General features: G+C 73.8%; 9 protein-coding genes and 1 pseudogene. 4 read left to right on the top strand and 6 right to left on the bottom strand.

Annotated elements, in window-relative coordinates:
• Positions 1-44 precede the first annotated feature (44 nt).
• The gene (locus OG562_RS37910) at positions 45-1,226 is read right to left on the bottom strand and encodes an MFS transporter (RefSeq protein ID WP_266406132.1); all 1,182 of its coding nucleotides are present in this window, start codon (positions 1,224-1,226) and stop codon (positions 45-47) included.
• Between the two features lie 165 nt (positions 1,227-1,391).
• On the bottom strand, positions 1,392-3,275 hold the full coding sequence (locus OG562_RS37905; protein ID WP_266409737.1) for an ABC transporter ATP-binding protein: 1,884 nt from the start codon (positions 3,273-3,275) through the stop codon (positions 1,392-1,394).
• A gap of 135 nt (positions 3,276-3,410) precedes the next feature.
• Here OG562_RS37905 and OG562_RS37900 point away from each other — a divergent pair, with 135 nt between their 5' ends.
• Positions 3,411-4,370, top strand: coding sequence for a lysylphosphatidylglycerol synthase transmembrane domain-containing protein (locus OG562_RS37900; RefSeq protein ID WP_266406131.1), 960 nt, complete (start codon positions 3,411-3,413; stop codon positions 4,368-4,370).
• A 40-nt stretch (positions 4,371-4,410) separates the two neighbouring features.
• Here the strand turns inward: OG562_RS37900 and OG562_RS37895 are convergent, their stop codons facing one another.
• From OG562_RS37895 to OG562_RS37885, 3 genes are read right to left on the bottom strand one after another with little or no spacing between them, the layout of a single operon-like run.
• The gene (locus tag OG562_RS37895) at positions 4,411-5,637 is read right to left on the bottom strand and encodes an NAD(P)/FAD-dependent oxidoreductase (protein ID WP_266406130.1); all 1,227 of its coding nucleotides are present in this window, start codon (positions 5,635-5,637) and stop codon (positions 4,411-4,413) included.
• A 22-nt stretch (positions 5,638-5,659) separates the two neighbouring features.
• Positions 5,660-7,090, bottom strand: coding sequence for an FAD-dependent oxidoreductase (locus OG562_RS37890; RefSeq protein ID WP_266406129.1), 1,431 nt, complete (start codon positions 7,088-7,090; stop codon positions 5,660-5,662).
• Positions 7,087-8,526: an FGGY family carbohydrate kinase gene (locus OG562_RS37885; protein WP_266406128.1), complete on the bottom strand. Its 1,440-nt coding sequence runs from the start codon at positions 8,524-8,526 to the stop codon at positions 7,087-7,089. Before OG562_RS37885 ends, OG562_RS37890 begins: the two co-directional genes overlap by 4 nt.
• Before the next feature lie 341 nt (positions 8,527-8,867).
• Here OG562_RS37885 and OG562_RS37880 point away from each other — a divergent pair, with 341 nt between their 5' ends.
• From OG562_RS37880 to OG562_RS37870, 3 genes are all read left to right on the top strand, one after another.
• Complete coding sequence (locus OG562_RS37880; protein ID WP_266406127.1) at positions 8,868-9,863, top strand: hypothetical protein; 996 nt, start codon at positions 8,868-8,870, stop codon at positions 9,861-9,863.
• Between the two features lie 38 nt (positions 9,864-9,901).
• On the top strand, positions 9,902-11,434 hold the full coding sequence (locus OG562_RS37875) for an amino acid permease (RefSeq protein WP_266406126.1): 1,533 nt from the start codon (positions 9,902-9,904) through the stop codon (positions 11,432-11,434).
• A gap of 213 nt (positions 11,435-11,647) precedes the next feature.
• Positions 11,648-12,748, top strand: a complete 1,101-nt coding sequence (locus tag OG562_RS37870; RefSeq protein ID WP_266406125.1) for a mechanosensitive ion channel family protein — start codon at positions 11,648-11,650, stop codon at positions 12,746-12,748.
• Positions 12,749-12,781: 33 nt separating this feature from the next.
• Here the strand turns inward: OG562_RS37870 and OG562_RS37865 are convergent.
• A pseudogene (locus tag OG562_RS37865) lies at positions 12,782-14,322 on the bottom strand (M1 family metallopeptidase).
• Between the last annotated feature and the right edge of the window lie 209 nt (positions 14,323-14,531).

Below are 14,531 nucleotides of genomic sequence, written 5' to 3'. Positions count from 1 at the left end.
CACTCTTCAACGGAGTTCGCCCGAAGTCCGTACACGGGAACGGGTCAGGCGTTCACCGTCCTGCGCGTCTCGTCCTGCCCGCGCCGCCCGCGCTCTGCCAGCCGGACCGCGCCCGGCACGGCGAGCCCGGTCAGGGCGAACAGGGCTCCCACGACGTACCAGCCGGGACGGCCCCAGCCGATGCACAGCGCGATGAGCAGCCCTGGTCCGAGGGCCTCGGCCAGACCCGCGCCGAGGCCGAAGACGCCGAGGTACTGACCGGTGGCGTGCTCGGGGGCGAGTGCGAAGGACACCTCGAAGCCGCCCGCGGAGTGCCAGAGTTCGCCGACGGTGTGGACCACCACGGCGACCAGGAGCAGCGCCACGGCGGCCCGGGCAGGCACCCCCGCCGACAGGGAGACCAGCACGCAGGCGAGCAGGAAGGCCACGCCGGCCCGGCGGTAGGCGCGCCCTCCGGCCGCCGGGGAGTCGACGCTGCGGCTGGCCCGTACCTGGAAGGCGACGACGATGAGGGTGCCGGTGAGCATCGTGCCCGAGACTAGCCAGTCGGGGGCGCTGGTGAACCCGACCAGCCAGAGCGGGACGGCGACGGTGAGCACCTTGAACTGGACGGCCATGACGCCGTCGAGGACGGTGAGCAGGAGGTAGGGGCGGTCCCGCAGGGCGACCCACCGCGGCCCCGCGGCGGCCGGGGCGGGCGCGAGCGGCGGCAGCGGAAGCAGGATCACGGCGGAGGCGGCGAGGGCCACCGCGTTGCCGATGACGAGGAGCTGGTACGCGGCGTGGGAGCCGACCTGGACGGCCCAGCCCGCGAACAGGGCGCCCAGGGAGATGCCGACGTTGGACACCGCGCGGAGACGGGCGCGGAACTCCTGCGGGCGGTCGCCCCCGTGGCGTCGGACGAGCGGGCTGCGGGCGGCGAGGCCGGCCGCCTTCGCCCCGGTGGCCGCGCTCACGGCGAGGACGAACGGCCAGAATCCGTCGGCGAGCAGGAAGGCCGCCGTGGCCAGGGCCTGGACCACCAGGGTGGCCAGATAGACGCCCCGGGCCCCGAGCCGGTCCGCGAGGTGGCCGACCGCGATGCCCAGGGCGAGGGAGACGCACCCGGCGATGCCGAGCCCGACGCCCACCTGGCCGGCCGGAAGACGGACGGCCTGCGTGAAGTACAGGACCCCGGCGGTGAGATAGAGGCCGCTGCCGACGGTGTAGACGAAGTTCGAGACCACGAGCACGCGTTGGGGACCGCGAGCCGGCAACAGTCGGGTGGAGAGAGGGACTCGGGCGGAGCGATCGGAGTGATGCGACACGTCCAGCAGACTCCGGTAAGGACCTTGTGCACCACAACCCTTACAGCGCGCTCCCTCCACCGACACCCCTTGCAGCCGGCCCCCTCAGAACACCGCCGTCTCCGCCTCCGCCCCCGCCCGCTCGAACTGCGTCCGGTACAGCTGCGCGTACCGTCCGCCCGTCGCCAACAGCTCCTCGTGGCTGCCGCGTTCCACCACGCGGCCGGACTCGACGACGAGGATCAGGTCGGCGGTGCGCACGGTGGACAGGCGGTGGGCGATGACGATGGCGGTGCGGCCCGCGAGGGCCTCGGCGAGGGCCTCCTGGACTGCCCGCTCGGAGGTGTTGTCGAGGTGGGCGGTGGCCTCGTCGAGGATGACGACGCGCTGGCGGGCCAGCAGCAGCCGGGCGATGGTCATGCGCTGGCGTTCGCCGCCGGAGAGCCGGTAGCCGCGCTCGCCGACGACGGTGTCGAGGCCGTCGGGCAGGGAGCGGACCAGGTCGTCGAGGCGGGAGCGGCGCAGCGCGTCCCACAGGTCCTCCTCGGCGGCGGCCGGGCGGGCGAGCAGCAGGTTGGCGCGGACGGTGTCGTGGAAGAGGTGGCCGTCCTGGGTGACCATGCCGAGCGTGGCCCGCAGGGAGCCGGCGCTCAGGTCGCGGACGTCGACCCCGCCGATGCGGACGGCGCCGGCGTCGACGTCGTACAGGCGCGGCAGGAGTTGGGCGATGGTGGACTTGCCGGCGCCGGAGGAGCCGACGAGGGCTATGGTCTGGCCGGGTTCGGCGCGGAAGGCCACGCCGTGCAGGACCTCGGCGCCGCCGCGGGTGTCGAGGGCGGCGACCTCCTCCAGGGAGGCGAGGGAGACCTTGTCGGCGGACGGGTAGCCGAAGCGGACGTCGTCGAACTCGACGGAGACGGGTCCTTCGGGGACCTCTCGGGCGTCGGGCTTGTCCTCGATGAGCGGCTTCAGGTCGAGGATCTCGAAGACGCGTTCGAAGCTGACCAGTGCGCTCATCACCTCGACGCGGGCCCCGGCGAGGGAGGTGAGCGGGGCGTAGAGGCGGGTCAGGAGCAGGGCGAGGGCCACGACGGCGCCCGGTTCGAGGGCGCCCTGGAGGGCGAGGCGGCCGCCGAGGCCGTAGACGAGGGCGAGGGCCAGGGCGGAGACGAGGGTCAGGGCGGTGATGAACACGGACTGGGCGGTCGCGGTGCGGACGCCGATGTCGCGGACCCGGGCCGCGCGGGCGGCGAACTCGGCCGACTCCTCCTCGGGGCGGCCGAAGAGCTTGACGAGGGTGGCGCCGGGCGCGGAGAAGCGTTCGGTCATCCGGGTGCCCATGGCCGCGTTGAGCTCGGCCGCCTCCCGCTGCATGCCGGCCATCCGGCGGCCCATGCGCCGGGCCGGGATCACGAACACCGGCAGCAGGGCGAGCGCGAGCAGGGTGACCTGCCAGGACAGGGTGAGCATGACGGCGAGGGTGAACACCAGGGTGACCAGGTTGGAGACGACTCCGGAGAGCGTGTTGCTGAACGCGCGCTGGGCTCCGATCACGTCGTTGTTGAGTCGGGAGACGAGCGCTCCCGTACGAGTACGTGTGAAGAACGCGACCGGCATCCGCTGCACATGATCGAACACGGCTGTGCGCAGATCGAGGATGAGCCCCTCCCCGAGCGTCGCCGAGAGCCTCCTGCCCAGGATGCCCAGCGCCGCCTCCAGTACCGCGATGAGCGCGATGAGCAGGGCCAGCCGGACGACCGTGCCCGGATCGCCGTGCGACACGATCGCGTCGACGACCCGTCCCGCGAGGACGGGCGAGGCGACGGCGAGCAGGGCGGTCACCACCCCCAGCAGGACGAACCGGGCGATCCGGCGGCGGTGCGGGCGGGCGAACGCGCCGATGCGGCGCAGGGTCGCACGGTCGAGGGGCCGGCGTTCCTGCCGGGCGGTCATGACGCTCTGCAGCTGCGTCCAGGCGGTGGTCTCCATACTCATGACAGGCACCGTAGGACCTCAAGCGTTGTTGAGGTCAAGGAGCATCCGAGGGACCCGATGACCGTACGTAACGTTCCGTCTCCGCTTCCGCAACCCGCAGTTGGCGCCGGGCGGAGAACCTCTTCCGATGTGACAGCAGTTCCTCTCCCCGGTGTCCCCCGGCGCGTGCCCGTCCGCCGGATCCTCTGTCTGCTTCCGCTCCTGCTCGTCACCGTGGTCGCGGTGCGGCACCGCTCCGTGCTCGCGGAGGGCTTCGGCCAGCTGCGCACCGCCGAGTGGCCGTGGCTGCTGGCCGCGGCCGGGGCGACCTGTCTGACCTGGGTCGCGGCGGCCGTCACCCGGCAGGGCGCGGTCGTGCAGCGGCTGCCCCGACGGCGGCTGCTGGCCGCGCAGTTCGCGGCGGGCGCGGCCAACCACCTGCTGCCGACGGGCCTCGGCGCGAGCGCGGTCAACCTGCGGTTCATGACGGTGTGCGGGGTGCCGCTGGCCCGCTCCTCGGCGGCCCTCGCGCTGTATCTGCTGGCGGAGGGCGTGGCCCGGGTGGGGCTGCTGGCCGTACTCCTGCTGGCGTTCCCCGACGCGCTGCGGCTCGGCGCCCTCCTCCCCGACGGGGTGCTCGGTCCCCTGCTGGCCGCCGTCGCCGTGGCCCTGCTCGTGGTGGCGGGCGCGCTCGCTCTCGTACGACGGCTGCGGTCGGCGGTGTGCTCGTTCGTGCGCACCGCGTGCGGCGAGGCGCGCTCGGTGCACACCCGTCCGTCCCGGGCGCTGGCCCTGTGGGGCGGTTCTCTGGCGTTCCCGGTGCTGCAGGCGGCCGGGCTGGCGGCGGTGGGGCGGGCGCTGGGGCTGCCGGTGCCGGTGGGGCACATCGCGGTCGCCTATCTGGCGGCGACGGTCGCGGTCGCGCTGGTGCCGACGCCGGGCGGGATCGGCTCGGTGGAGGCGGCGCTGGTGGTGGCGCTCGTCGCGGCGGGCGGCCCGGTCGCGCTCGCCACGGCCGTCGTCCTCGCCTACCGGATCATCACCGTCTGGCTGCCGCTGGTCCCGGGCGCGTTGACCCTGGGCGCACTGGTCCGCCTGAAGGTCATCTGAACGTCGTCCGAAGGCGACCGTCACCCGAAGGCGTCGACCGTCACCCGAGGGCGACCGTCACCCGGACCGGCCCGTCCTTCGGATCGACCCGCCGCGTCCAGTCGGCCGCCAGCCGCAGACTTCTGTGCGGTACGGCCCTCCGCAGCCGTTGCGTGTGCAGCGGGCGGCCGTTCTGGGTGACGTGCAGCACCGGGCGGGTGAGCTCGGTCGTGGGGCGCAGGAGGTGGTACGGGAGGCGGTCGGCCGGGGTGACGCGGTTCGGGGCGATCCAGCGCAGGGGCGGGTCCACCAGGAGCGGGACGCCGTCCGGACGGTCCTCGCCTTCGAGGAGGTCCAGCACGGCGCCGGCCGCGCGGGCGCCCTCGCGGACGGCGGTCGCCGCGCTCTCCACCGCATGCAGCACGCTGCCGACGGCGAGGACGCCGGGGCGTGAGGTGTGCAGCGCACCGTCGACGGCCGGCCCGCGGGTGCCGGGGTCCAGGGCGAGTCCGCCGCGCCGGGCCAGCTCCTGCTCGGGGACGAAGTCACCGGTGAACACGACGGTGTCGCACGGCAGGACGGCCGTGCGACCGTCCCGGTGCCGCACGCGCACGCCCGACAGCCGTCCCCGGCCGAGGAGTTCGGTCACGGTGGCGCCCGTCAGCACCGGGACGCCCTGCCGCAGACGGGAGTCGGCGGCCCGTACCCGGGCGGTCGAAGGGCGCGGCAGATCGCTCACCAGCGCGACGACCGCGGCCCCGGCGGTCCGTACGGTGGCGGCGGCCGCGTAGGACACGTCCTCGGCCCCGACCACGACCGCGCGCGTGCCGATGCGCTGCCCGTGGAGGTGTACGGCCTGCCGGAGTTCGCCGCCGGTGTACACGCCGGCCGGACGGGTGCCCGGGACCAGCCGGGCGGCGCGGGGGCGTTCACGGGCGCCGGTGGCGAGGAGCACCGCCCGCGCGGTGAGCGTCTCGGGCCCGGCGTGGCCGACGGTGTGCAGGGCCAGCGGCCCCGCCCAGTCCAGGGCCGTCACCCCGGTCCGCACGACCGCCCCGGCCCGCTGCGCGCCGGCGACCAGGAGCCGGGCGTACGCCGGGCCGGTCAGCGGGTGCAGCAGCGTGCCGTAGCCGCCGTGAACGCAGTACCGCGGCGTCCCCCCGGCCTGCCGTTCCCGCTCCAGCACCTCGACGCGGCCGACGCCGGCGACGGCGAGGCGGGCGGCGGCCGCGAGGCCCGCGGGGCCCGCACCGACGACCAGGACGTCCACCCGGCGCTGCGCCGTCATGTCCGGACCTCCTCGAACTCCGTCATGCCCGGGCCTCCTCGAACAGGGCCCGTACGGCCGCCCCGCAGTAGTGGCCCTGGCAGCGGCCGGCACGGGCGCGGGTGCGGCGGCGCAGCCCTTCGAGGCTGCGGGGCGGGATCGGGCCGGCGAGGGCGTCGCGGAGGTCTCCGCGGGAGACGCGCTCGCAGTGACAGACGAGGGCGCCGTACTGCGGGTCGGTGCCGCGGCGGGGGGCGCGCATGCGGACCGGTTCCAGCGGGCGGGCCGGTCCGAGGTCGAGGCCGGTCTCCGCGAGGAGGGCGGTGACGTGGGCCGCGATGGCCAGGGAGGCGGTCAGGCCGGTGGAGCGGATGCCGCCGACCGTGACGGAGCCCTGGCCGGGGTGGGCGGTGATGCGGTAGTCGTCGTGCTCGGTGGCGGCGCGCAGGCCCGCGTAGACGGCGGTGACCTCCTCGTCGAGCAGCTCGGGCAGGATGCGGGCGCCCTGGGCGCGCAGCGCCGCGAGGCCGTCGGCGGTGGAGTGGGTGGCCCGCTTGTCGTCCAGGTCCTCGGCGGTGGGGCCGAGCAGGACGTTGCCGTACACCGTGGGGGCGACCAGGACGCCCTTGCCGAGGGCCGTGGGGACGGGCAGCAGGATGTGGCGGACGAGGGCGCGGGCGAACGTGTCGTAGACGATGAGCTGGCCGCGGCGCGGGGTGACGGTGAAGTCGTCGTGGCCGAGCAGCCGGTCGAGGGCGTCGGCGTGCAGTCCGGCCGCGTTGACCAGGCGGCGGGCGCGCAGGACGCCCCGGCCGGTGCCGAGCACATGGCTGCCTTCGTCCCGACTCACCTGCTCCACACGGGAGTTGAGATGCAGGTGCACTCCGTGGCGGACGGCCTGGGTGGCGTACGCGAGGGGGGTGGTCCAGGGGCAGATGACGCTCTCCCCGGGCACGTGCAGCGCGCCGAGGGCGCCGGGACCCAGGTGCGGTTCGCGGTCGTACAGTTCGGCGGGGCCGAGCAGCCGGGCCTCGCGGTAGTCGTTGCGCTCGGCCTTCTCCGACAGGCGGGGCAACGCGGCCAGTTGCTCCTCGTCCCAGGCGACGAGCAGCGCGCCGACCGGTTCGAGGGGGATGCCGGACTCGGCGGCGTACGCGGCGAGCAGCCGGGCGCCCTCGCGGACCAGCCGTGCCTCCAGGGTGCCGGGGACGGCGTCGAAACCGGTGTGCAGGATCGCGGTGTTGGCCTTCGAGGTGCCCTGGCCGACGTCGTCCTCAGCCTCGACGAGGGCGACCTTGAGCCGGGGGTGGCGGGCCAGTTCGCGGGCGACGGCGCAGCCGACGACTCCGGCGCCGACGACCGCCACGTCGTACGGGGTGTCGTCCGGGAGCGGGGGCAGCGGGCCTTCGGCGGTCACCGTCGGGGCGGTCGGGGCCGCCGGGGTGCTGGTCGGTCCTGCCGACGCCTCGGTCATGCCGGGCTCCCCGCCGCCAGCGCGGCCACCGCCGCCCGGAACCGGTCCAGACGGCGGGCCGCCTCCCCGGCCGGGATGCCGGGCTCGTACACGGTCGCGGCGCCGCCCTGGGGCAGCGCGTCGGCGACCTTCAGGCCGGGCTCGGCGCCGAGGCGGGCCAGCGCGCCCGCGCCCAGGGCGGTCGCGTCCGGCAGCGGGGACACCTCGACGGGGCGTTGCAGCAGGTCGGCCTGGGTCTGCATGAGCAGGGCCGAGCGGGTGAGGCCGCCGTCGACGCGCAGCACGTCCAGCGGCTCGCCGAGGTCGGCGGCCACGGCCCGGGACAGTTCCACGACCTGCGCGGCCAGGCCCTCGCACAGAGCGCGCACCAGGTGCCCGGGGGCGGTGTCCAGGCCGAGGCCGGTGAGGGAGCCGCGCAGGTCGCCGCGCCACCAGGGGGCGGCGAGACCGGCGAGGGCCGGGACGAAGACGACTCCGCCGGAGTCGGGCACGGTCGCGCCGACGGGGTCGAGGTCGGCGGCGCCCCGGATGACGCCGAGGCCGGCGAGCCAGCGGACGGCGGAGGCGGCGGTGTACACCTGCCCGTCGAGGCAGTAGGCGGTCCGGCCGGCGAGCCGCCAGGCCACGCAGCCGACCAGTCCGGCGGTGCTGCGGCGGGCCGCGCCGCCGGTGGGGGCGAGCAGGAACGCGCCGGTGCCGTAGGTGCACTTGGCGCTGCCGGGTGCGGTGACCCGGTGGGCGAGGAGGGCGGCCTGCTGGTCGACGATCAGCCCGGTGAGCGGGATCTCCGGTCCGAACTCCCTGGTCGTGCCGACCGGTTGGGCGTTGTCGACGATCTCCGGGAGGCGTTCGCCGGAGAGGCCGTACAGGTCGAGGGCGCGCGGGGACCAGGTCGCGCTGTCGAGGTCGAGGAGGTGAGTGCGACCCGCGGTGGCGGCGTCCGTGACGTAGGCGCCGGTGAGGCGGTGGACGAGCCAGGAGTCGCTGGTGGTGACGACGCCCTCGGCGGTGGCGTGCCGGCGGATCCAGGCCATCTTGGGCGCGGCGAAGTACGGGTCGAGGGGCAGCCCGGTGAGGCGGTGTAACTCGTCTGCGTGCGGGGCGAGTTCGGCGCAGACGGTGGCGGCGCGGCGGTCCTGCCAGACGAGGGCGTCGGTGAGCGGGCGGCCGGTGGCCGGGTCCCAGGCGAGGACGGTCTCGCCCTGGTTGGCCAGCCCCAGGGCCGTCACGGGTTCGCCCGCCTCGGTCAGCGCGCGGCGGCCGGCGTGGAGCACCGAGTCGTACAGCGCGGCGGGGTCGACCTCGACCAGTCCGCCGGGGAGGTGGCGGGGGCGTACGGCGGCGAAGCCGGCGCCGATGACGCCTCGCTCGGGGCAGATCACCAGGGCCTTGGTACCGGACGTGCCCTGGTCGACGGCGAGCACCGGACCCGTCATCGCGCCCCTTCCCGGCCAACTGGCTCCCGGTGATCGGGCGATCACCGGGAGCCAGCCTGCCGCCGTGCGCCGATCCCGTCAAGCGTCCCCCGACCAGCACAGAACGGCCCCCGCACGCGGCCTCCCACTCCGTCTCGGACTGGGTCTTCACTGGCTGATGGCCAATCAATTTCGGTATGGAAACGTCAAGTTGGATCGATCAGGAAACGTGGTGTGATGCGCTGTCAGCGCACCTATAGTGACCGCCGACCACCGCGATCTCCTCAACTGCCTGCCCGAGGAGGGCTGTTGTTACTCCACCCTGCCGTCCCGCCCGTTCCTCCCCCGCCGGCGGACGGCTGATGGCCAGAGACGGAGCCCGACCCGCGTACGACCCCGCAGGACACGACGGCGAACTGCGCGCCGCGCTGCAGGAGTTGCGCACCGGGCGCTGGCTGTCGATGCGCACCCTGCTGGAGCGCACCACGCCGTGGTGGCAGTGGACGCAGCGCACCCAGGTGCTGGCCGCGGCGGCGGCCGGCACGGACGTGGTGCGGGCGTGGCTCGCGGAGGACCCGTACAGCGTCCCGGCGACCGTGATGCGGGCCCGGGTCGCGGTGGAGCGGGCGCTGCGGGCGCACCGCGAGCGTCACCGTCGTACGCATGAACTGTGGATCGAGGCCTGGGATCTGAGCCAGTCCGCCGCCCGGATCGCGCCGCGGGACCCGGTGCCCTGGGTGTGTCTGCTGGCGCTGGCGCAGCTGGACCACAAGCAGCTGTGGGACGAGCACCGGGCGCCGCCGCCCGAGCCGACGCTGCCGCCGGGCCCCTGGGGGCTGCTGGCCGAGGCGGGCCGGCGCGACCCGTACAACCGCGAGGCCCACCACCGCATGCTGCAGTTCCTGTACGCGCATGCGAGTTCCGGGCGGCTGGCGGAGGCGGCGGGCTTCGCGCACCTGGTCGCGGACCGCGCCCCGGCGGGCTCCGCGCTGCATGTGCTGCCGTTGTACGTCCGGGTGGAGCGCTACCGGCGCGGCGGCGGGCACGGAGCCGCGCTGGATCTGCACTGGGTCGCCGAGGAGGCCACCCGTGAGGCGCTGTCGGCCCGCACCTCCTGGTTCGAGCGCACCGACCCCGCCGAGCGCTCCCCGCTCGACCTCAACCATCTGGCCCACGCCCTGTGGGGAGCCCTCCGGTTCGCCGACGCGGCCGTGGTGTTCGACGCGATCGGCCCGTACTGCACGCCGCTTCCCTGGGCGTACCGCACCGCCGACCCGGGCGACCGGGCCCGGGCGGTGCAGCTGTTCCTCCAGGCCCGTACGCGCAGCCGGTCGGCGCCGCGCGAGCCCGGCTCCTGACCCCCGGCCCCCCATTTTTTCTTCTTCGGAGGTTTGTCATGTCCCGCACCCCCGAACCACCCGTTCTGCCCGCCGTCCCGCATCCCGACGAGGAGCAGCGGCTGCGCGAACTCGGCTACCGGCCGGTGCTGGCCCGCCGGATGGGCGGCTTCGGCAACTTCGCGATCAGCTTCTCGGTGATCTCGATCCTGTCCGGCTGTATGACCCTGTACGGCTTCGGCATGGGCGCGGGCGGCCCCGCCGTGATGCTGTGGGGCTGGGCCGGGGTCGGTCTGTTCGTGCTGTGCGTGGGGCTCGCGCTGGCCGAGGTGACCAGCGCGTATCCGACCTCCGGCGCCCTGTACTACATGGCCGACCGGCTCGGCGGCCGGCGCTGGGGCTGGTACACGGGCTGGCTGAACCTGCTCGGGCTGCTGGGCGCGATCGCCGGCATCGACTACGGCGCCGCCCTGTTCGCGGGCGCGTTCGCCAACCTCCGGTGGGGCTTCGAGCCGACGCCCGAGAAGACGATGCTGGTCTTCCTGGCCATCCTGCTGCTGCACGCCGTGCTGAACCTGTTCGGCGTCCGGCTGGTCAGCGTCCTGAACTCGGTCAGCGTGTGGTGGCACCTGGCCGGGGTGGCGGTCATCGTCGGCGCGCTGTGGATCGTCCCCGACCATCACCAGACGCCGTCCTTCGTGTTCACCGAGTTCGTCGACGACACCGGCTGGCACAACCCGGTGTACGTGGCCGCCATCGGTCTTCTGCTCGCCCAGTACACGTTCTCCGGCTACGACGCCTCGGCCCATCTGTCGGAGGAGACCTCCAACGCCTCGGTGGCCGCGGCGCAGGGCATCGTGCGCTCCATCTGGGTGTCGTGGATCGCCGGTTTCGTCCTGCTGGCGGGCCTGACCTTCGCCATCCAGGACTACGACGCGACCCGTGCCAGCGAGACCGGGGTGCCGCCCGCTCAGATCCTGCTCGACGCACTGGGCACGGACGGCGCGAGCGCGCTGCTGGTCGTGGTGATCGTCGCCCAGCTGTTCTGCGGGAACGCCGAGGTCGCCGCCGCCAGCCGGATGGTGTTCGCGTTCAGCCGGGACCGGGCCCTGCCGGGCTCGCACCTGTGGCGCAAGGTCAGCGGCCGCACCCAGACCCCGGTCGCCGCGGTGTGGCTGTCGGTCGTGGTCGCCGCCGTCCTGGCCGTGCCGTCGCTGTACTCCCCGACCGCGTACGGCGCGGTCACCGCCATCAACGTCATCGGCATCACGCCCGCGTACGCCATCCCGATCCTGCTGCGGCTGCGCGCGGGAGACCGTTTCCAGCCGGGTCCCTGGCAGCTGGGCCGGTGGAGCAGGCCGGTCGGCTGGATCGCGGTGGTGTGGGTGGCGTGTGTGACGGTGCTGTTCTGTCTGCCGCAGTCCTCGCCGGTGACGGTGGACACGATGAACTACGCGTCCGTAGCGCTGGCCGTCGTACTGGTCCTCGCCACGGTGTGGTGGTTCGTGGCCCGCCGTTCGTACGGGACGCCCACGGCGGCCGCGTACGGCTCGGACCGGGACCAGGCCGAACTGGCCGAGGGCATCGTCTGAGCTGCGCCCGAGCCGGTCCGGCGGGTGGCCGGTCCCGTACGAACTCCCGTGCGGCATACGGCAGGATGGACGGTCGTGCCGCAGTCTCCTTCACGAGGCCCGGCGCGACCGCACATCCCGGAAACGAACAGGTGGCAACGTGACGAGACTTCACATCCGGCCGTCGGCGGGCGTCTTCGCCCTCGCCGCGGAGCGACGTCCCGGAGGTGACCGGTGAACCGCGCGCTGACCCTGCACGACCTCGTCATCGCCGGGATCGCCCTCGCCAGCGGACTGCTCACGGCCTTTCTCTCGCGCACCCTGCTGCGCTGGCTGGCCAAACACGCCAAGCGCACCCGGTGGAGCGGCGACGACGTCGTCGTGGACGCGCTGCGCACGGTGGTGCCGTGGGCCGCGATCGCCGGCGGCGCGGCGGCCGCGGGCGCGGTGCTGCCGCTGACGAAGACCGTCCAGCACACCGTCAACCAGTGCCTGACAGTCCTGCTGATCTTCGTGGTGACGGTGTCGGCGGCCCGGGTGATCGCCGGGCTGGTGCAGTCGGTGACCTCCTCCCGCTCCGGGGTCGCCGGGTCCGCCACGATCTTCGTGAACATCACCCGGGTCCTGGTCCTGGCGATCGGGTTCCTGGTGGCGCTCCAGAGCCTGGGCATCTCGATAGCCCCGATGCTCACCGCCCTGGGCGTCGGCGGTCTGGCGGTCGCGCTCGCCCTGCAGGACACCCTCGCCAACCTCTTCGCGGGCATCCACATCCTCGCCTCCAAGACCGTCCAGCCCGGCGACTACATCAAGCTGAGCAGCGGCGAGGAGGGCTACGTCGAGGACATCAACTGGCGTCAGACGACCGTGCGCGCGCTCTCCAACAACCTCGTCGTCATCCCCAACGGGCAGCTCGCCAAGACCAACATGACCAACTTCATGCGTCCCGAGCAGCAGTTGACGATCCTGGTGCAGGCCGGGGTCGCCTACGACAGCGACCTGGAGCACGTGGAGCGGGTGACCCTGGAGGTCGTCGCCGAGGTCATGACCGGCGTCGACGGCGCCCTCCCCGACCATGAGCCCGCCGTCCGCTTCCACACCTTCGGCGACTCGCGGATCGGCTTCACGGTGATCCTGGGCGTCGGCGAGTTCAGCGACCAGTACCGCGTCAAGCACGAGTTCGTGAAGCGCCTGCACCGCCGCTACCGCGAGGAGGGCATCCGCATCCCGGCGCCGACGCGGACCGTGGCGTTGCAGCAGGGAGCGGTGGTCATCCCGCAGCAGCGCACGGCCGACGACGCCGTGCAGGACGGACAGCGGACCGCCCTGCACGACTGACGCCTCAGGGGCCCGGCCGGTGGCCGACCCGCCTCAGAGAGTGGCGGAGTTCTCGTGCCAGCGGCCGCCCGTACGGTTGTGCGGGGCGGCGAGGGACGGCGTCACCGGGGTGACCGTCCAGTCCGGATGGCCGGGCATCCTCGGCGTCGACGTGCCGTACAGCCAGTCGCGCAGGAAGCCGGACAGGTCCTGGCCGCTCTCCTGCGAGGCGACGGCGATGTAGTCCTCGGTCGACGCCGAGGAGTCGCGGTGGCGGGCCAGGAAGGTCCGCTCGACGGCGTGGAAGGCGTCCTCGCCGATCAGTTGGCGCAGCGCGTACAGGACGAGGACGCCGCCCAGGTAGCGCTGGCTGTCGAAGAGGTTGGCCGCGTTCGGCGCGGCGACGGGCCCGGAGGTCTTCCGCCACTGGTCGCCGCGCGCGTACGTGTCCTTCATCCGGGCCTCGAAGGTGGTCAGGCCCAGGGAGTCCGCCCAGCCGCGCTCGTAGCGGTACAGCAGCCCGTAGAAGTCGGCGTGGCCCTCGTTGATCCACAGGTCGGCCCAGGTGGCCGGGCTGACGCTGTTGCCGAAGTAGGAGTGGACCAGCTCGTGCATCATGTGCGAGCCGATCTTCGGCTCCGCCTGGAGCAGGTAGTTCGGCTTGTAGAGCGTGAGGGTCTGCGTCTCCAGGCCCGTGAAGTCGAAGGCCTTGGGGTCGTCGGAGTTGCAGGGCAGCAGCCCGTACGTCTCGAAGGGGAATGCGCCGAGCCGTGCCTCGATCCACTCCACCAGGCCCGGGGTGAGGGCGAGCGCGGGCTCCAGGGCCTCGGCGCGGGCGGTGGGGACGACGTCGCGCAGGGGCAGTCCGTGCGGGCCCTGCCGCTGCTTTCGACGTAGTCGCCGACGGTGATCTGCACCAGTTCGGTGGCGATCGGCGAGCGGGAGCGGTAGGTGTACGCGGTCCGGTCGCCGGCCAGGTCCTCGGTGCACACCAGCGAGCCGCTCGCCACCGCGCGCAGGGCGGCGGGGACGGTGATGCGGAAGGTGAAGTGCGCCTTGTCCGACGGGTGGTCGTTGCAGGGGAAGACGGTGTGCGCCGAGTCCGGCTGGGGACAGACGGCGAACCCGTCGGGGGTGGGCACCCAGGCGGTGTGCGCCAGGACACGGCGCGGATCCGCCGTGTACGTCACGCAGACGGTCGCCCGGGACCGGGCGCCCAGGGGGCGGGCGGGCGTGATCCGCAGCTTCTCGTCCACCTGCTCGAAGGCGGCCGTACGGCCGTCCACGCGCACCGTGCCTATGTCCAGGCCGAGGGCGTCCAGGGAGAGGCGGGTGAGGTGCCGGTCGGTGCGGATCTCCAGGGTCGCCGTGGCCTCGACGAGGGTCGTCGTGGCGTCGTAGGAGAGGTCGAGGTGATAGGCGGAGACCCGGTAGCCGTCGTTGCCGAGGGCCGGGAAGACGGGGTCGCCGAGGGTCTCGGGGCCCGGATCGTCCTCGGCGCCGGTGGCATACGCGGTGTTTCCCCCGAGGGTGAGTGCTGCGGCGGTGCCGATCAGGGCAGCCGCGGGGCCCGTCACTCTGGTGCGATTTCTCATGGTCCGCTTTCGCTGAAGCGGCCGGATGGTCGGTCCGGCCCGGTGGACGAGGTGATGGATCTACCTTCTTGACCACCGGAACGCTCCATTCGGTTGCCCCGAACGGCGCCCTTTCCCGCGAAGGTGCGAGCGAACCTCCCGCGAACCTCCCGCGGACCCCTGTCGAGCCCGCCCCGATCACGAGATATCTTGATGTCGAGCAATGTTGC

This window comes from Streptomyces sp. NBC_01275, from assembly GCF_026340655.1.
GTDB lineage: Bacteria > Actinomycetota > Actinomycetes > Streptomycetales > Streptomycetaceae > Streptomyces.
The sequence above is the reverse complement of the archived record's forward strand: the minus strand, read 5'-3'. Positions and strand labels throughout refer to the sequence as shown.

What these genes read in the sequence shown, in the direction of transcription:
- OG562_RS37905 (WP_266409737.1), bottom strand. Translation starts at nt 3,275, where the DNA reads ATGGAGACCACCGCCTGGACGCAGCTGCAGAGCGTCATGACCGCCCGG.
- OG562_RS37895 (WP_266406130.1), bottom strand. Translation starts at nt 5,637, where the DNA reads ATGACGGCGCAGCGCCGGGTGGACGTCCTGGTCGTCGGTGCGGGCCCC.
- OG562_RS37890 (WP_266406129.1), bottom strand. Translation starts at nt 7,090, where the DNA reads ATGACCGAGGCGTCGGCAGGACCGACCAGCACCCCGGCGGCCCCGACC.
- OG562_RS37885 (WP_266406128.1), bottom strand. Translation starts at nt 8,526, where the DNA reads ATGACGGGTCCGGTGCTCGCCGTCGACCAGGGCACGTCCGGTACCAAG.
- OG562_RS37880 (WP_266406127.1), top strand. Translation starts at nt 8,868, where the DNA reads ATGGCCAGAGACGGAGCCCGACCCGCGTACGACCCCGCAGGACACGAC.
- OG562_RS37875 (WP_266406126.1), top strand. Translation starts at nt 9,902, where the DNA reads ATGTCCCGCACCCCCGAACCACCCGTTCTGCCCGCCGTCCCGCATCCC.